Source organism: Actinomycetospora sp. NBC_00405, assembly GCF_036044095.1.
GTDB classification, from domain to species: domain Bacteria; phylum Actinomycetota; class Actinomycetes; order Mycobacteriales; family Pseudonocardiaceae; genus Actinomycetospora; species Actinomycetospora callitridis.
In genome coordinates, this window is record NZ_CP107938.1 from 5,433,049 (window position 1) to 5,449,816 (window position 16,768).

At 75.0% G+C, this 16,768-nt stretch carries 17 protein-coding genes; 6 read left to right on the forward strand and 11 right to left on the reverse strand.

The window, feature by feature from the left end; genetic code table 11:
- Positions 1-137: 137 nt before the first annotated feature.
- Positions 138-1,580, reverse strand: coding sequence for a GuaB1 family IMP dehydrogenase-related protein (locus OG774_RS26750; RefSeq protein WP_328305369.1), 1,443 nt, complete (start codon positions 1,578-1,580; stop codon positions 138-140).
- A 46-nt stretch (positions 1,581-1,626) separates the two neighbouring features.
- On the opposite strand from OG774_RS26750, the gene OG774_RS26755 reads away from it, so the two are divergent.
- Positions 1,627-2,721 (forward strand): winged helix DNA-binding domain-containing protein, encoded by a 1,095-nt coding sequence (locus OG774_RS26755; protein ID WP_328305370.1) that lies wholly within the window; start codon positions 1,627-1,629, stop codon positions 2,719-2,721.
- Between the two features lie 23 nt (positions 2,722-2,744).
- Positions 2,745-3,068, forward strand: coding sequence for a DUF3817 domain-containing protein (locus OG774_RS26760; protein WP_328305371.1), 324 nt, complete (start codon positions 2,745-2,747; stop codon positions 3,066-3,068).
- Positions 3,069-3,124: 56 nt separating this feature from the next.
- On the opposite strand, the gene OG774_RS26765 is transcribed toward OG774_RS26760, so the two are convergent.
- The 8 genes from OG774_RS26765 to OG774_RS26800 all read right to left on the reverse strand — a co-directional run bounded on the left by OG774_RS26765 (position 3,125) and on the right by OG774_RS26800 (position 11,116).
- Complete coding sequence (locus tag OG774_RS26765) at positions 3,125-4,678, reverse strand: ATP-dependent DNA ligase (protein WP_328305372.1); 1,554 nt, start codon at positions 4,676-4,678, stop codon at positions 3,125-3,127.
- On the reverse strand, positions 4,675-6,084 hold the full coding sequence (locus OG774_RS26770) for a class II fumarate hydratase (protein WP_328305373.1): 1,410 nt from the start codon (positions 6,082-6,084) through the stop codon (positions 4,675-4,677). Before OG774_RS26770 ends, OG774_RS26765 begins: the two co-directional genes overlap by 4 nt.
- 22 nt (positions 6,085-6,106) lie before the next feature.
- Positions 6,107-6,517, reverse strand: a complete 411-nt coding sequence (locus tag OG774_RS26775; protein ID WP_328305374.1) for a L,D-transpeptidase — start codon at positions 6,515-6,517, stop codon at positions 6,107-6,109.
- A gap of 254 nt (positions 6,518-6,771) precedes the next feature.
- The gene (gene glpX / locus OG774_RS26780; RefSeq protein WP_328305375.1) at positions 6,772-7,839 is read right to left on the reverse strand and encodes a class II fructose-bisphosphatase; all 1,068 of its coding nucleotides are present in this window, start codon (positions 7,837-7,839) and stop codon (positions 6,772-6,774) included.
- A 100-nt stretch (positions 7,840-7,939) separates the two neighbouring features.
- Positions 7,940-8,932: a hypothetical protein gene (locus OG774_RS26785; protein WP_328305376.1), complete on the reverse strand. Its 993-nt coding sequence runs from the start codon at positions 8,930-8,932 to the stop codon at positions 7,940-7,942.
- Between the two features lie 58 nt (positions 8,933-8,990).
- A complete protein-coding gene (locus tag OG774_RS26790; protein ID WP_328305377.1) occupies positions 8,991-9,212 on the reverse strand; it encodes an exodeoxyribonuclease VII small subunit in 222 nt (73 codons plus the stop codon).
- 100 nt (positions 9,213-9,312) lie between these two features.
- On the reverse strand, positions 9,313-10,545 hold the full coding sequence (gene xseA / locus OG774_RS26795; protein WP_328305378.1) for an exodeoxyribonuclease VII large subunit: 1,233 nt from the start codon (positions 10,543-10,545) through the stop codon (positions 9,313-9,315).
- A 7-nt stretch (positions 10,546-10,552) separates the two neighbouring features.
- On the reverse strand, positions 10,553-11,116 hold the full coding sequence (locus OG774_RS26800; RefSeq protein ID WP_328305379.1) for a lipid droplet-associated protein: 564 nt from the start codon (positions 11,114-11,116) through the stop codon (positions 10,553-10,555).
- A 108-nt stretch (positions 11,117-11,224) separates the two neighbouring features.
- Here OG774_RS26800 and OG774_RS26805 point away from each other — a divergent pair, with 108 nt between their 5' ends.
- The 4 genes from OG774_RS26805 (at position 11,225) to OG774_RS26820 (ending at position 14,544) form a co-directional block, all read left to right on the forward strand.
- Positions 11,225-12,217 (forward strand): 4-hydroxy-3-methylbut-2-enyl diphosphate reductase, encoded by a 993-nt coding sequence (locus OG774_RS26805; RefSeq protein WP_274193940.1) that lies wholly within the window; start codon positions 11,225-11,227, stop codon positions 12,215-12,217.
- Positions 12,218-12,258: 41 nt separating this feature from the next.
- Positions 12,259-13,353: a sensor histidine kinase gene (locus tag OG774_RS26810; RefSeq protein WP_328305380.1), complete on the forward strand. Its 1,095-nt coding sequence runs from the start codon at positions 12,259-12,261 to the stop codon at positions 13,351-13,353.
- Positions 13,350-14,018 carry a response regulator transcription factor gene (locus OG774_RS26815; protein ID WP_328305381.1) on the forward strand — a complete coding sequence of 223 codons (669 nt, stop codon included), beginning with the start codon at positions 13,350-13,352 and terminating at the stop codon, positions 14,016-14,018. Before OG774_RS26810 ends, OG774_RS26815 begins: the two co-directional genes overlap by 4 nt.
- Positions 14,019-14,118: 100 nt before the next feature.
- Positions 14,119-14,544 (forward strand): hypothetical protein, encoded by a 426-nt coding sequence (locus OG774_RS26820; protein ID WP_328305382.1) that lies wholly within the window; start codon positions 14,119-14,121, stop codon positions 14,542-14,544.
- A gap of 87 nt (positions 14,545-14,631) precedes the next feature.
- Here OG774_RS26820 and OG774_RS26825 read toward each other — a convergent pair whose 3' ends face one another.
- Both OG774_RS26825 and OG774_RS26830 read right to left on the reverse strand, forming a co-directional pair.
- Positions 14,632-15,474, reverse strand: coding sequence for a DUF6542 domain-containing protein (locus OG774_RS26825; RefSeq protein WP_328305383.1), 843 nt, complete (start codon positions 15,472-15,474; stop codon positions 14,632-14,634).
- An 88-nt stretch (positions 15,475-15,562) separates the two neighbouring features.
- Positions 15,563-16,747 carry a DNA recombination protein RmuC gene (locus OG774_RS26830; protein WP_328305384.1) on the reverse strand — a complete coding sequence of 395 codons (1,185 nt, stop codon included), beginning with the start codon at positions 16,745-16,747 and terminating at the stop codon, positions 15,563-15,565.
- Positions 16,748-16,768 lie beyond the last annotated feature (21 nt).

Genomic DNA, 16,768 nt, shown 5'->3' on the forward strand with positions numbered 1-16,768 from the left:
GGGAGGGTATCCGGCCGGCAGGTCCGGAATCCTGGGCACACGGTCCGTCCGGACCTGCTCCCGGGACATGGAGCGGGCCGTGGCCGTGGTGGCGTACGACGACGCCGAGCTGCTCGACATCGCTGCGCACAGCAGCGTCACCAGCCACCAGGCAGGGGGCGTCCCTCCGCGAAGCCGGACGCGGACTGCACACCGAGGGTCGCGCGGTCGTGGAACTCCTCGAGCGACGCGGCGCCGGTGTAGGTGCAGGCCGAGCGCACGCCGGCGCAGATGCTGTCGAGCAGGTCCTCCACGCCCGGGCGCTGGGGGTCGAGCTGCATGCGCGAGGAGGAGATGCCCTCCTCGAACAGCCCCTTGCGGGCGCGGTCGAACGCCGAGTCGCCGCGCGTGCGGGCGGTGACGGCGCGCTTCGACGCCATGCCGAACGACTCCTTGTACGCCGCGCCGTGCTCGTCGCGCAGCAGGTCGCCGGGCGACTCGTAGGTGCCCGCGAACCACGAGCCCACCATCACCGCCGAGGCGCCGGCGGCGAGCGCGAGCGCGACGTCGCGGGGATGGCGCACCCCGCCGTCGGCCCAGACGTGCCCGCCGGCGGCCCGTGCCGCGGCGGCGCACTCGGTGACCGCGGAGAACTGCGGGCGCCCGACGCCCGTCGCCATCCGCGTCGTGCACATCGCGCCCGGGCCGACCCCGACCTTGACGATGTCCGCGCCCGCCCCGATCAGGTCGCGCGTCCCCTCGGGGGTGACGACGTTGCCGGCGGCGATCACGGCGTCCGGCGCCGCCTCGCGGGCGGCGGCCAGCGCGGTGAGCATCTTCTCCTGGTGGCCGTGTGCCGTGTCCACGACGAGGACGTCCACGCCGGCGGCGCCCAGCTCCTTGACCCGCGTCGCCACGTCGCCGTTGACCCCGAGCGCGGCGGCGATCCGCAGCCGCCCGTCGGCGTCCACCGCGGGTCGGTAGACCTCGGCGCGCAGCGCGCCGGTGCGCGTGAGGATGCCGGCGAGGCGTCCGTCGTCGTCGACCCCCAGGGCGGGCGCCCCCGCGTACGCCGGGTCCTGCAGTGCGTCGAACACCGCCCGCGGCGCGGTGCCGACCGGCAGGGACACCGCGGGGGAGAGGACGTCGGCGAGGCGCGTGAAGCGGTCGACCCCGTGGCACGCCGACTCGCCGACCACCCCGACCGGGCGGCCCGCGTCGTCGACCACGGCCACCGTGCGGTGCGCGCGCTTCGAGACGAGGTTGAGCGCGTCGGCCACCGCGTCGCCGGGGTGCAGCACCACGGGGGTGTCCCACACGGTGTGGCGGGACTTCACCCCCGCGACGATGTCGGCGACCGCCGCCGGGTCGACGTCCTGCGGGATGACGGCGAGGCCGCCGCGGCGCGCCAGCGTCTCGGCCATGCGGCGACCGCTGACCGAGGTCATGTTGGCGGCGACCACCGGGATCGTGGCGCCCGACGGGTCGGCGACCGAGAGGTCGACGTCGAAGCGCGATGCCACGTCGGAGCGCGTCGGGACGAGGAAGACGTCGTCGTAGGTCAGGTCGTGGGGCGGGCGCTCGCCGTCGAGGAAGTGCACGTGTCACGAGGCTACGCGGTCGGGGGCGGCTGGGAGGCTGACGCGCGTGACCGTCCTCGGGGCCCGCGCGCTGAACCGGGCGGCGCTCGCCCGGCAGTTCCTGCTCGCCCGCGCCGACGTCCCGGTGCTCGACGCGGTCGCGCATCTCGGCGGGCTGCAGGCCCAGGAGCCGCAGGAGCCGTTCATCGGGCTGTGGTCGCGACTCGTGGAGTTCGACCCGGCGGAGCTCTCGGCGCTGCTCGTCGAACGCCGGGTCGTGCGCACCCACCTCATGCGCCGCACCGTCCACCTCGTGACGGCCGACGACGCGCTGGACTGGCGGTCGCGCCACGACGCGATGCTGCTCCAGCGCATGCTCGGGGTGTACCGCGCGGAGCTCGCCGGGGTCGACCTCGCGGCGCTGGCCGAGGCCGGGCGGGAGCTCCTCGCCCACGACCCGAGCACGCTGCCCGCCGCCGGTCGCGTGCTCGCCGAGCGGTGGCCGGACGTGCCGCCGCGCGTGCTCGGCGAGGCGGTGAGCGTGCTCGTCCCGCTCGTGCAGGTGCCGCCGCGCGGGCTGTGGGGCCAGGCCGGGGCGGCCAGCAGCGTCGCGCTCGCGACGTGGCTCGGACGTGCGTGCGACCCGCCGGCGCCGGAGGGGGAGGACCCGGCCGGCGAGGCCCTCGTCCTGCGCTACCTCGCCGCCTTCGGCCCGGCGGCGACGGCCGACCTGCGCGCCTGGTCCGGGCTCGCCGGCCTGCCGCCGGCGGTGGCGCGCGTGCGGGAGCGGCTCGTGGCCTTCCGCGACGAGCGCGGCCGCGAGCTGCTCGACCTGCCCGACGCCCCGCGACCCGATCCCGAGGCGCCTGCGCCCGTGCGCTTCCTGCCCGTGTTCGACAACCTCGTGCTGGGCTACGACGACCGCTCGCGGTTCATCGACGACGCCCACCGCGGGCTCTCGGTGGCCGGGACGCGGTTCGTCCTGGTCGACGGCCGCGTCGCGGCGAGCTGGACGGTCACTGACGGCGTCGTCACCGTCACCCCGCTGCGCCGCTTCTCCCGCGCCGACCGCCAGGACGTCGGCGAGGAGGGCCGGGTGCTCGCCGCGTTCCTCTCCGGCGGCGCGAGCCACCGCGTGACGATCGCCGCGTCGCCCCGCTGATCGGCTCCCGGCAGAGTGGAGCCGTGTCCACGGTCCTCCCCAGCCCGCGCGCGACGGTCCTCGCGCGCACGTTCCGCGCCGTCGCCATCGCCGAGGCCTGCTCGTGGATCGGCCTGCTGATCGGGATGGCGTTCAAGTACCTCGTCGTGTTCGACGACGTCGGGGTGCGGGTGTTCGGGCCGATCCACGGCGCGCTGTTCGTCGCCTACGTCGTGGTCGCCCTGGTGACCGCGCGGGTCTTCCGCTGGTCGATCGGGACGACCCTGCTCGCCCTCGCGGCGAGCATCCCGCCGGCGGCGACGATCTGGTTCGAGCGCCGGGGCGTGCGGCGCGGCGAACTCGGCTGAGTTCCGGGGCGCGAACGGGGAGTTCGCGCGCGTAGAAGCAGCGAACAGCGCGTTCGCTACATCTTCAGCGCGCGCACCGTCTCGAGCGTGTCCGCCTCGGCGGCGGTCTTGTCGTCGCGGTAGCGGACGACGCGGGCGAAGCGCAGGGCCACGCCGCCGGGGTAGCGGGTGGACGTCTGCACCCCGTCGAGCTCGATCTCCACGACGATCTCGGGCCGCAGGTAGAGCGTCCAGTCGTCGCGGTGGGTCTCGTACCGCGGGAACGTCTCGGTCTGCCAGCGCAGGATGTCGTCGGTCATGCCCTTGAAGGTCTTGCCGATCATGACGAACTCGCCGTCAGCACCCCGGGCGCCGAGGTGGATGTTCGAGAGCCACCCGCGGCGGCGCCCCGAGCCCCACTCGACGCCGAGGACGACGAGGTCGAGGGTGTGCGACGGCTTGACCTTCTGCCACGACCGCCCGCGCCGGCCCGCCGAGTAGGTCGAGTCGAGGGCCTTGACCATCGACCCCTCCTGCCCGGCGGCGAGGGCGTCGGCGACGGCCTGCTCCGCCTCGGCGACGGTCGGGCGGACGACGCCGGGGATCAGCCGGTCGCCGACGACGTCGGCGAGCACCTCCCGCCGCGTCGACAGCGGCTCGTCGACCAGGTCGACGCCGTCGCGGTGCAGGCAGTCGAAGAACCAGGGCTGCATGGCGCCCGAGCCGAGCCCCTTCATCGACTCCTGGAACGGCCGGGGACGGCCGTCCTCGGCGACGGCGAGGGTCTCGCCGTCGAGGACGACGGTCTCGACGGGCAGGGTCCGGGTCAGCGCGACGATCTCCGGGACGCCGTCGGTGATCTCGCGCAACGTCCGCGACCAGACCCGCACCTCGTCGCCGCGCCGGTGCACCTGGATGCGGGCGCCGTCGAGCTTGTGCTCGACGACCACGCCCGGGTCGCCGTCGGGCGCGCCCAGCTCGGCGAGCGCAGCGTCCAGCGAGTCGCCCGGCGAGGCGAGCATGGGCCGCAGCGGGCGCATGACCTCGAGCCCGATGGCACCCAGGTCTGCCACCGGATCCGGGCCGGTCAGCGCCACGTGCGCGGTGGTGGGCAGGCGACCCGACATCATGAACGCCCGGCGCACCGCCTCGGCGGGAACCTCCACCCGGCTGCCCGTCGCTTCACTCGCCAGGGTCGCCGCCGCCGCCACCGCCTCGATCATGATCCCTTCGAGCGCACCCTGACGGAGCTCGCCGCCGAGCAGGCGCACGAGGAAGCGGCCCTCGTCCGGCGTCGCCGCGTCGAGCAGCCCGCCCAGCTCGGCGGCGCGCCGCACGCCGACCCCGGTGCCCGAGCCGGCCATCGCGGCGAGCCGGTCGAGGGCGGCGTCGACGTCGCCGACGGTGAGGGTGGATTCCGACGCGGGGGTCGGCGACACCGACTGCAGCGTGCGCCAGCCGATGCCCGTGCGGCCCTGCAGCATCTCGCCCGCGAGCCAGGCCGTCGCGGGCCGGACCTCGTCGGGCTGCAGGCCCGCCAGCAGCGTCGCGAGCGTCGTCGTCTTGGCCTTGCGCGAGCGGGTCGCCGCCACCTCCGCGGAGGCGGCGACGACCTCGCCCAGCAGTGTCACTGCGCCTGGTCCACCCGGGTCATCGCCAGGACGTCCAGGGCCTCGTCGAGCTGATCCTGGGTGAGCTTGCCGGCGGAGACGTAGCCCTCCTCGTCGATGACCTCGCGGATGGTCTTGCGCTGCTTCATCGCCGTCTTCGCGATCTTCGCGGCCTCCTCGTAGCCGAGGAGGCGGTTGAGCGGCGTGACGATCGCCGACGACGACTCGGCGTAGCGGCGGCAGGCCTCCTCGTCGGCCTCCGTGCCCTCGAGGACGCGGTCGGCCAGCAGGCGCGCGGCGTTGGCCAGCAGGCGGGCCGACTCGAGCACGTTGCGCGCCATCACCGGCATCATGACGTTGAGCTCGAGGTTGCCCTGGGAGCCGGAGAAGGCGATGGTCGCGTCGTTGCCCATGACCTGGGCGGCGACCATCATCGTCGCCTCGCAGATCACCGGGTTGACCTTGCCCGGCATGATCGACGAGCCGGGCTGGAGGTCCGGGATGCGGATCTCGGCGAGGCCGGTCGACGGCCCGGACGACATCCAGCGCACGTCGTTGGCGATCTTGTAGATGCTCACCGCGACCGTGCGCAGCGCGCCGGACGCCTCCACCAGCCCGTCGCGGGCGCCCTGCGCCTCGATGTGGTCGCGGGCCTCGGAGAGCTCGGGGATGCCGGTGGCCTGACGGAGCTGCTCGACGACCTTGCCGCCGAAGCCCACCGGGGTGTTGATGCCGGTGCCCACCGCGGTGCCGCCGATCGGCAGCTCGGCCAGGCGGGGCAGCGTCGCGCGCAGGCGCTCGGTGCCGTGGCTGCACTGGCTCGCCCAGCCGCCGGCCTCCTGGCCGAGGGTGATCGGCACGGCGTCCATGAGGTGGGTACGGCCCGCCTTGACGACGTGCTTCCAGTCCTGCGCCCTGCGGTTGAGCACCGCGCCGAGGTGGTCCAGCGCGGGCACCGTGTCGCGGACGATCGCCTCGGCGGCCGCGAGGTGGATCGTCGTCGGGAAGACGTCGTTGGAGCTCTGCGAGGCGTTGACGTGGTCGTTCGGGTGCACCTTGTGGCCACTCGCCCGCGACGCGAGGGTCGCAATGACCTCGTTGGCGTTCATGTTCGAGCTGGTGCCCGAGCCGGTCTGGAACACGTCGATCGGGAACTGGTCGTCGTGCGCCCCGGACGCGACCTCGTCCGCGGCGGCGGCGACGGCGTCGGCGAGGTCGGCGTCGAGCACGCCGAGGTCCTTGTTGACGCGCGCACACGCACCCTTGACCAGGCCGAGCGCGCGGATCTGCGCGGGCTCGATGGGGCGTCCGGAGATCGGGAAGTTCTCCACGGCCCGCTGGGTCTGCGCGGCCCACAACGCCGCGGCCGGCACCCGGACCTCGCCCATGGTGTCGTGCTCGATCCGGTACTCCTGCTCCTCCGTCATGGGGTGCAGTCTTTCACCGGAGTCAGGAGACCACCTGCACGGTGTCGCCCGGCGAGAGGTTCGCGAAGAAGCGCTTCGAGGCGGTCCGCCCGAGGTGGATGCAGCCGTGCGAGCGCTCCGAGAGGCTGCCCGTGTGGAACGCGATCGCCGGCGCGAAGAACACCGAGTACGGCATGGCGGCGTCGTAGAGGTTGCTGACGTGGTCGGCGTCCTTGTAGTCGACCGAGAACGTGCCGGTCGGCGTCGGGTACTTCCGCGTCCCGCCGAGGGCGCCCACCGGGCCGTACGTCACGTTGCCCTCGCCGTCGGTGAGCCAGGCCTGCTGCGAGGAGAGGTCGACGCACGCGACCGCCGACGACCTGCAGGGCGTGCCGCGCGTGAGGGCGGGGATCGCCGGGACCGTCGGCAGCCCGGTGGCCGGGGCGTCCGCCACCGGCCTGGAGATCGGCGCGGGGACCGGGTTGGCCGGTGCGGGGCCGGCAGATCCTGGGCCGGCAGATCCTGGGCCGGCGGTGGCCGTCCCGGCCAGGAGGGCCGACATCGTCGCGACGAGCGCGACCAGCAGGGCGACGGAAGTGGCTGCCGAACCTCGGCGCGGTCGGGTGAGGAATGGCACGGGGACCTCCGGGACCGTTCGGCTCCTCCCCGGACATCCCGGATCGGACGACGATCATTCCCCGTGTCGTGCTACCGCGTCGAGTCCTCGGGGCCCCAGATCGACACATCGGGTTCATCGTCCGTGCCCAGATCGATCGCGGAGTACTCGCGCAGCTTGTGGAGGCGGTGCCAGGCGTCGATCATCCGCACGGTGCCGGACTTCGAGCGCATCACCAGCGACTGGGTGGACGCCCCGCCGGCGCGGTAGTGCACGCCGCGCAGCAGGTCCCCGTTGGTCACGCCGGTGGCGCAGAAGAAGATGTTCTCGCCGCGCACGAGGTCGCCGGTGTGCAGGACGCGGTCGAGGTCGTGGCCCGCCGCGAGGGCCTTCTCGCGCTCCCCGGGGTCCTTCGGCCACAGCTTGGCCTGCAGCGATCCGCCGATGCAGGCGATCGCGCAGGCGGTGATGATCCCCTCGGGCGTGCCGCCGATGCCCAGGAGCATGTCGACGCCGCTCTCGGGGCGGGCCGCGGCGATCGCGCCGGCGACGTCGCCGTCGGAGATGAAGCGGATGCGCGCGCCGGCGTCCCGGATGTCCTGGACGAGCTGCTCGTGCCGCGGCCGGTCGAGCACCACGACCGTCACGTCGGAGACGTTGATGCCCTTCGCGCGGGCCACGGCGCGCAGGTTCTCCGCCACGGGGCGCTCGATGTCGACGACGTCGGCGGACTCGGGGCCGACGGCGAGCTTCTCCATGTAGAACACCGCGGACGGGTCGAACATCGCCCCGCGCTCGGCCACGGCGAGCACCGCGAGGGCGTTGGGCATGCCCTTGGCCATGAGCGTGGTGCCGTCGACCGGGTCGACCGCGACGTCGCACTCGGGGCCGTCGCCGTTGCCCACCTGCTCGCCGTTGAAGAGCATCGGGGCCTCGTCCTTCTCGCCCTCCCCGATGACGACGGTGCCGCGCATCGACACCGAGCCGATGAGCTTGCGCATCGCGTCGACCGCCGCGCCGTCCCCGCCGTTCTTGTCGCCCCGGCCGACGTAGCGGCCGGCGGCCATGGCGGCGGCCTCGGTGACCCGGACGAGCTCGAGCGCGAGGTTGCGGTCGGGACGCTCGGGGGGCTGGACGCCATCGTGTTCCTGCGAGCTCACCGGGTGTGCACCTCCACGGGCGGACGTGATGCGGGGCGGGCGGGCGCATCGCCGGTCGCCATCCTCGCAGAGTCCGCCGCTCCGGTCGCCCGTACGCGGCTCACCACCGATCGCGCGGCGGCGGACCCCAGTCCTCGTCGGGCTCGCGGCGGACGCCGACGCGCTCCCCGTCGTGGCCGTCGCCGGTCCAGGCGGTCCGGGTGTCGACGTGGGGTCCGGCGGGCGGGGCGGTGGGGAGCACGCCCAGGGGGTGCGGGTCCTCGGACTCGGGCCAGCGCTCCTCGTGGGGCGGCCGGGCCGGCTCGGGGCGGGCCTGCGGCGTGTACGTCTCGCGGGGCGGCTCGTACGGCGCCTCCGGCTCCGGCCCGCTCGCCTGCAGCGCGGCGGCCACCCCCTCGCGGGACAGCGAGTGCACGCTCTCGCGCAGGGCACGGGTCGCGGCGGCGCGCAGCTCGGCGGAGAACCGCGGCGCCGGGGCGAAGCGGCCGAAGGTGTCGCGCAGGAAGTGCAGCAGCAGGGTCGCGGTGGACCGCGAGCGCCACATCGTCCAGCCCACGTAGAGATCCCGGCCGTAGGGCTGGACGAGCAGCATCGCCCGCTCGCTGTACTGCTCGAACAGCAGCACGGGCACTCCCGCCACCGTGGACGGGCGGACCTCGGCGGGGCTGCGGCGCGCGGCCGCGGCGAGGCGCACGTGCTCGTAGGCGCCCGCGGCGGCGTCGCCCCGGTTCTCCAGCAGGCGGGCGTGCTCGGCGATCGGCTCCTTCGCCGGCGCGAAGAACGACGCGATCCCGGCGAGGTAGAGCACGACCACGACCACCCCGAGCAGCACCGACACGGCGTCGGTGAGGTCGTCGGGCGACGACATCGACGCGAGGTAGTCGATGATCACCTTGATCAGCAGCAGCACCGTCGGCGCGACGAGGAACAGCAGCGAGCGCATGAGGTGCGGCGCGAGCATCTGGTACGTGACGACGTCGTCCACCAGGCCGTCGGGCTCGTCGTGCTGCTGGATCTCGCGGTGGTAGTCGGCGTGGGCCCCGGCGACCGCCCGGTCGAAGTCGGCCCCTCCGGACGAGTACGGGCTGCTCATGGACGTCGAGTCTGCGCCATCACGGGGCGCCGACGGTGCCTCTTCGCCCGGGTGTCGCTCAGCTGCCGGTCCCGTCCTCGCCGGCCGCCTCCGAGAGCACCGTCTCGACGCGCTCGCGGGCGCCGGCGAGGTGGCGCTCGCACAGCCGTGCCAGCGCCTCGCCCCGCTCCCACAGCGCGAGCGAGTCCTCCAGGCTCAGCCCGCCCGCCTCCAGACGCGCCACGACCTGCGCGAGCTCGTCCCGCGCCTGCTCGTACCCCGGCTCGTCCGTCTCGCCCACTCGGTTCCTCCTCGTTGTGTCCGCGGCGTGGCGTCGCTGACATCCAGTGTCCGAAGTCGGGGGAGCACGCCGACAGGGCCACGCGCTCGCCCGCCGGAGGTCAGCCGGGGTCGGGGCGCACGACCGCGTGCAGGGCGCCGTCGGCGAGGCGCACGCGCAGGGTGTCGCCCGCCGCGGGCGTGTCCGCCGACCGCAGGACCGGGGCGTCGACGGCCGGCCCGTGCTGGACGATCGCGTAGCCCCGGGCCAGGGTCGCGGCGGGGCCCAGGGCGGCGAGGGACGCCGTGAGGTGCCGCAGGTCGGCCGACCGGGCCGTGATCCCGGCGTCGACCACCTGGCGGGCCCGCCCGCGCAGCGCGACCACGGCGTCCTCCCGCGCGGCGATCGGCCCGAGGGGGTCGGCGAGGACGGGACGGCGGCGCAGCGCGGCGAGCGCCGCGTCCTCCCGTTCCACCCACGCGTGCAGGGCCCGGTGCATCCGGCGCCGCAGCTGCGCGAGGTGCGCGGTCTCCTCGGCGAGGTCGGGGACGATCCGCTTCGCCGCGTCGGTGGGGGTGGCCGCGCGGACGTCGGCGACGTGGTCGACCAGCGGGGTGTCGGGCTCGTGGCCGATCGCCGAGACCACGGGCGTCCGGCACGCCGCGACGCCCCGGCACAGGGCTTCGTCGGAGAACGGCAGGAGGTCCTCGACGCTGCCGCCGCCGCGGGCCAGCACGATCACGTCGACGTCCGGGTCGCGGTCCAGGGCGGTCAGGGCGTCGAGGATCTCCGGCACGGCCTGGGGCCCCTGCGTCGGGGTGTTGACGGTGCGGAAGCGCACGGCGGGCCAGCGCGTCGACGCGACCGTGAGCACGTCGTGCTCGGCGGCGCTCGCGCGTGACGTCACCAGGCCCACGCAGCGCGGGAGCCGCGGCGGACGCCGCTTGCGCGCCGCGTCGAAGAGCCCCTCCGCGGCCAGCAGCGCCCGCAGCCGTTCGATCCGCGCCAGCAGCTCGCCGACCCCGACGGGACGGATCTCGTCGACGCGCAGCGAGAGCGTCCCGCGCCCGAAGAAGTACGACGGCCGGCCGTGGACGACGACGCGGGCGCCCTCGGCCAGCGGCGGGACCGTGCCGCGCACCATGGTCGTCGGCGCCGTCAGGTTGATCGAGACGTCCGCCGCCGGGTCACGCAGCACGAGGAACGCGGTGCCCGACCCGGGCCGGGCGGTGACCTGGGTGAGCTGGCCCTCCACCCACACCGCGCCGAGCCGCTCGATCCACGCGGCGATCTTGCGCGCGACCGTCCGGACCGGCCACGGCTCCTCCGCACTGGTCGCCGGCGGGGTGGTCACGCCGGGGTCAGGACTGGGCGTCGAGCGTGGCGATCCGGTTGCTGAGCATGGTGACGAACGGCGGCCGGTTGCCGTGCGCGGTCTCCCACTCCAGCAGCTCGGTGACCTCGTCGACGCTCAGCGTGCGGAGCTTCCCGCGCAGCTGGGCGATCGTCATCGACTCGTACCCGGGGAGCGCGTCGGGCGTGGTGGTCGTCTCCACCCCGGTGCCGCCCACGACCTCGAGCGCCCGGGAGTGACCGTTCACACGAGGGGCGTCCGCCAGGTCGGTGAACTCGATCGAGGTGTCGTCGACGTCGTAGGACTCGAAGCGGGACGGCGGCTCGGGCAGGTCGTCGTCGAAGCGGGCCCACGACGGGGCCTCCTCCACCGGGCGCATCCCGTCGAGCGCGGTGTCGCCCTTGATGGCCAGCTCCGTGACCACCTGCTGGGCGCGCATCCCCAGCTGCAGCACACGGCTGACCGCGGTGATCGGCAGACCGGCGATGGTGCGCGGGAGGTCCCGGGTCTCCTCCACGGCGGCGACGACGAGGCCGGCGGCGACCCGCACCGGGAACGGGAGCGAACTCATATCGGACAGGGTGCCAGGGCTGGGCCGATGATGTGCGAACGGCCACGGTGGGTCGGTCATCGCCGCTCGCGCACGGACGGTGACGTGCGTCCCCCGTAGGCTGGACCTATGTCCACTGAGCACCAGAGCGAGCACACCGGCGACGGCGCGCTGCGCGTGCTGCTCGCGAAGCCCCGCGGCTACTGCGCCGGCGTCGACCGGGCCGTCGTGGCCGTGGAGAAGGCGCTCGAGACCTACGGCGCCCCGGTATACGTCCGCAAGGAGATCGTGCACAACCGCCACGTGGTCAACACCCTCGCCGACCGCGGCGCGGTGTTCGTCGACGAGACCGACCAGGTGCCCGAGGGCGCCACCGTCGTGTTCTCGGCCCACGGGGTGTCCCCGGCGGTGCACGCCCAGGCCGCGGCCCGCGAGCTGCGCACCGTCGACGCCACCTGCCCCCTGGTCACGAAGGTGCACCAGGAGGCGAAGCGCTTCGCGCGCGACGACTACGACATCCTGCTCATCGGCCACGAGGGCCACGAGGAGGTCGAGGGCACCGCCGGCGAGGCGCCCGACCACGTGCAGCTCGTCGACGGCCCGGCCGCGGTGGCCGACGTCACCGTCCGGGACCCGGAGAAGGTCATCTGGCTCTCCCAGACGACGCTGTCGGTCGACGAGACGATGCAGACGGTCGCCGCGCTGCGCGAGCGGTTCCCGGCGATCTCCGACCCGCCGTCGGACGACATCTGCTACGCCACCCAGAACCGCCAGGTCGCGGTGAAGCAGATGGCGCCGGAGTGCGACCTCGTGCTCGTCGTCGGCTCCCGCAACTCCTCGAACTCGGTGCGCCTCGTCGAGGTCGCGCTGCAGGCCGGGGCGAAGGACTCCCACCTCGTCGACCACTGCGGTGAGATCGACGAGGCCTGGCTCGAGGGCGTCACCACCGTCGGTGTCACCAGCGGCGCCTCGGTGCCCGAGATCCTCGTCGGCGACGTCCTGCACTGGCTCGCCGAGCGCGGCTGGGCCGACGTCGAGGAGATCACCACCGCCAACGAGAAGCTGACCTTCTCGCTGCCGCGCGAGCTCAAGCGCGACATGAAGCCGCAGGCGGTGCGCTAGCAGCCGTTGTCCTGGGGGCGCGGGCACCGCACAGTGTCCCCGTGCTCCTGGCCCTGACCCTGCTCACCGGGGGAGCGCTGCTCACCCTGGTGCTCGGGGTCGTCGGCGGCGGCGACCCGGTGGCCGTCCTGCCGCTCGGCGCGGCGTTCGCGCTGCTGGCCACGCTGGGCTTCCGGTGGGTGCTCGCCCGCGGACGGCGTGGGTGGTCGGCGGCGTACGTGCTCGTCGGTCTGGTGCTCGCGTCGGTGGTGTTCGCGCTCGCCCCCGGGGTGGGCGGCACGCTGTTCCTCATCGTGCTGGTCAGCCAGTGCGTCCTGCTGCTCCCGCTGCCGGCCACGATCGTCGTGATCGCGATGGTGCCGATGGTGCACGCCGGCATGCCGCTGGTCGACGGCCTGCGCGAGGGCCTCGGCACGCTGGTCGCCGTGGTGTTCGCGGCCGTGGTCACCGAGCTGCTGCGTCGTGAGCAGCAGATGCGCCGCGAGCTCGCGGCCGCACAGGAGCAGGTCGAGCACCTCGCGGCCGCCCAGGAGCGCAACCGGGTGGCCCGCGACATCCACGACGGGCTCGGGCACTCGCTCACGGTCATCCAGATGCAGCTCCAGGCGGCGCGGGCCCTGCTGGCGAACCGGAGTGCCGACGACCCGGTGGACGACGTGCTCGCCAAGGCCCAGCACCAGTCGCAGGAGGCGCTCGGCGAGGTCCGGCGCTCCGTCGGCGCCCTGCGCGAGCCCCGCGTGGTCCCGGCGCTGGGCACCGCGCTCCACGACCTCGCCGCAGAGAGCTCCGCGGCCGGGCTCCCGACGTCGGTGCGCATCGTCGGGGACGAGCGCGCGATCGCCGACCCCGCCCGCGAGGCGCTGTTCCGGGCGGCGCAGGAGGGGCTGACCAACGTGCGCAAGCACGCCGGCGCGAGCCGCGCCGAGGTGGTGCTCGACTACGCCGCGGGCGCCGTGCGCGTGGAGGTCCGTGACGACGGGCGCGGTGCGGGCGAGCCCGGGCCCGGCGGGCACGGGGAGGGCGGGGGTGTCGGCCTCCTCGGCCTGCGCGAACGGGCCGAGGACCTCGGCGGGCGCCTCGAGCTGGGACGCGCCCCGGCCGGTGGGTGCGCGCTGGTCCTGGAGGTGCCCGCGTGACGGCGCCCGTGCGGCTCCTGCTGGTCGACGACCAGGCGCTGTTCCGCGAGGCACTGGCCACGCTCCTGGGCGTGCGCGACGACGTGGTCGTCGTGGGGGAGGCGGGCAACGGCGAGGAGGCCGTCCGCCGCGCCGCCGATCTCGCCCCCGACGTCGTGCTCATGGACCTGCGGATGCCGGTGCTCGACGGCGTCGCGGCGACCCGCCGGCTGCGGGCCGAGCAGCCCGACGTGCGCGTGATCGCGCTGACCACCTTCGACGACGACGAGGACGTGTTCGCCGCGCTGCGGGCCGGCGCGGTCGGCTACCTGCTCAAGGACGTCTCGTCCGCGCGCCTCGTCGAGGCGGTGCTGACCGCGGCCGCGGGCGGGTCGGTGCTGGAGCCCTCGGTCGCGGCGAAGGTCGTCGCCCGCGTCGCGCGCCTGCCCGCGGACGAGCCGGCGGGGTCGGCGCGCCGGGCCCAGCCGCTGGTCGTACCGCTCTCGGAGCGGGAGGTCGACGTGCTGCGCCTGCTCGCCGACGGGTGCAGCAACCGCGAGATCGCCGGCCGCCTGCACCTCGCCGAGGGCACGGTGAAGAACCACGTCACGAACGTGCTGGGCAAGCTCGGCGCCCGCGACCGCACCCAGGCCGCGCTGCGCGCCCGGGCCCTGGACCTGCTCTAGGTCGTGACCCCGGGCATGACTTCCGGCACCTGTCCGCGGGCGCGGGGCTCGCGATGCTCGTCGGCATCGCCGGCCCACCCCGTGGAAGGACCCGCCCGCCATGACCACCCAGCCCGCCCAGCCCGCCCAGCCCGCCGCCCCCGTCGCGACCACCCGCGCCCCCCGCCGGCGCGTGCTGCGCTTCGCCGGCCACTACCTCGAGATGGTCGTGGCGATGGTCGTCGGCATGGCGCTGCTCATGCCCCTGACGCCGGCGGCCTGGGCCGCTCTGCCCGCCGTCCACGCCCTCGTCATGGCCGCGGACATGACCATCGGCATGGCGGTGTGGATGGCCGTGCGACGTCACCGCGCGCGCCTGATCGTCGAGATGTCGGCGGCGATGTGCGCCCCGTTCGTGCTGCTGCTGGTGCCCTACGGCCTCGGTGCCGTCTCCGGCGAGACCCTGATGATCGGCGGACACGTCCTGATGTTCCTGACCATGTTCGGCGCGATGCTCCTGCGGCGCGACGAGTACGCCGGCTGCTGAGCAGCGAACGGGTATCTCGCTGCTTCTACGCGCACGAACTCCCCGTTGATCACGGGTCGGTCGGCCGCCGACCGCCGGAGATCCGCGTCAGCGGCGGTCGTCGGGCCCGTCGACGCGGCGCGGGACGCGCCGGACCCCGGGGCCGAACTCCTCGTCGGGATCGTCCGGGCGCACGGGACGGCGCCGGGGGTCGCCGGCGGACGGGCGGCGCCGGTCGTCCCGCGCCGGACGGGCCTCGACCGGCACCTGGCGGGGACGGCGCTCGCGCGGCTCCCGGTCCCGGGGATCGCGGTCCCGGGGGTCGCGGTCCCGGTCCCGGGGGTCACGGTCGCGGGGCTCCCGCCGCTGCCGCTCGCGGATCTCCCGCTCGCGTCGTTCCCGCTCCCGCAGCTCGCGCTCGCGCGGGTCGCGCGGGTCCCGGTCCCGGGGCGGCCGGTCCCGCGGCTCGCGCGGGGCGTCGGGGTCGAGCCGGTCGGAGTCCCGCTGCCACGGCTCGAGGCGCGAGCGGATGAAGCCGAGCGCCAGGCACACGGCGGTGGTGATCGCGAGGGTCGGGAAGGCGTTGACCAGCGGCCCACCGACGGCGAGGAGCGTGGAGGCCGTGCCGCCCGAGCGGGGGAGCGACCCCGTGGCGACGACGACCACGGGCACGCCCACCGCCAGCAGCAGCGGCGGCTGGACGAGCGGGACGAACAGCGAGTCACGCCGCGACCAGGCGGTCGCGAGGACGCAGCCGCCGGCGAAGCAGGCGGTGAACGCGACGCCCAGCTCGCCGGAGAGCACGAGGTCGATCGCCACGCCGGCGACGGTGAAGACCCCGCCGAGCAGGAGCGTCCCCCACCAGCGGAGCCCACGCAGTGACCGGACGACGGAGCGCTCTTCGGGGCCGACGGGCCCGGTGCCGAGTGCCTCCTCCCGCGCGCTGGTCACACCCCAACGCTAGCGGTCGGACCGTGACGTTCCGTCGCACCCGCACGCACACCGGCGAGTGCGGTGACGTGGACCACTCATCCTCGCGTCATCCCGTCTCCGCGATCGACTCGGCCGGTGCGCGCGGGCGGCGCTCGATCTGCTCCGGGCTCTCCAGATCGGCGGTGGTCACGGACAGGTCCGCGAACCGCCGGGCGCTGACGAGCACGCGGGACTCCAGCGAGCTGACCGTCTCGTTGAACGACCGCACGCTGCCGTCGAGGGACCGTCCCAGCCGCGCGAGGTGCCCGGAGAGCGTGGCCAGGCGGCCGTGCAGCTCGCGGCCGAGCGCGTGCACCTCGGCGGTGTTGCGGGCGAGGGCCTCCTGGCGCCACGCGTAGGCGACCGTGCGCAGCAGCGCCATCAGCGTGGTGGGCGTCGCGATGACGACGTCGGCGCCGAAGGCGTGCTCGAGCAGCGCCGGATCAGCCTCCAGCGCCGCGGAGAGGAAGACCTCGCCCGGCACGAACATCACCACGAACTCGGGCGTCGGGTCGAAGCGCCTCCAGTAGGCCTTGGCTCCGAGCGCGTCGACGTGGGCGCGCACCTGCTTGGCGTGCGCCGCGATCCGCTCACGGCGGGCCGCGTCGTCGCGGGCCTCGGTGGACTCCAGGTACGCGGCGAACGGGACCTTCGCGTCGACGACCACCTGCTTGCCGCCCGCGAGGTGCACCACGAGGTCGGGACGCTGGGCGCCGTCGTCGTCGACCCCGCGGGCGTGGGCCTGGCGGGTGAAGTCGCAGTGCTCGACCATGCCGGCGAGGTCGACCACCCGCTCGAGCTGCAGCTCGCCCCACCGCCCGCGCACGTTCGGGGCGCGCAGGGCCCCGACCAGCGCGCGCGTCTCGCCCGCCACCCCCTGCGCGCCCTCCGCGACCGCGCCGACCTGCTCGCGCAGCGACGCGAAGGCGGCCGCCCGCTCGCGCTCCGCGCCCGCCATCTCCCGCTCCATGCGACCGAGGGCCGCGGACACGGGCTCCAGCACGCGATCGAGCACGTCCGTCGAGGCGGCGCGCACGGCCGGCCCCAGGGCGCGCTCGCGGTCGCCCGCCCCGCGGCGCTCGGCGTCGAGCTCGGCGCGCGCCGCGGCGACCTCGGCCCCAGCACGGCGCACCGCCTCGGACACCGCCGCGTCGCGCCGGGCCCCCGCGAGGTGCAGCGCGACCCACGCGCCGACGCCCGCGCCGATCACGAGCCCCAGCAGCAGCCCCGCGAGCACCCCGGCCGTCGTCATGGCTCCTCCGTCATGACCGGC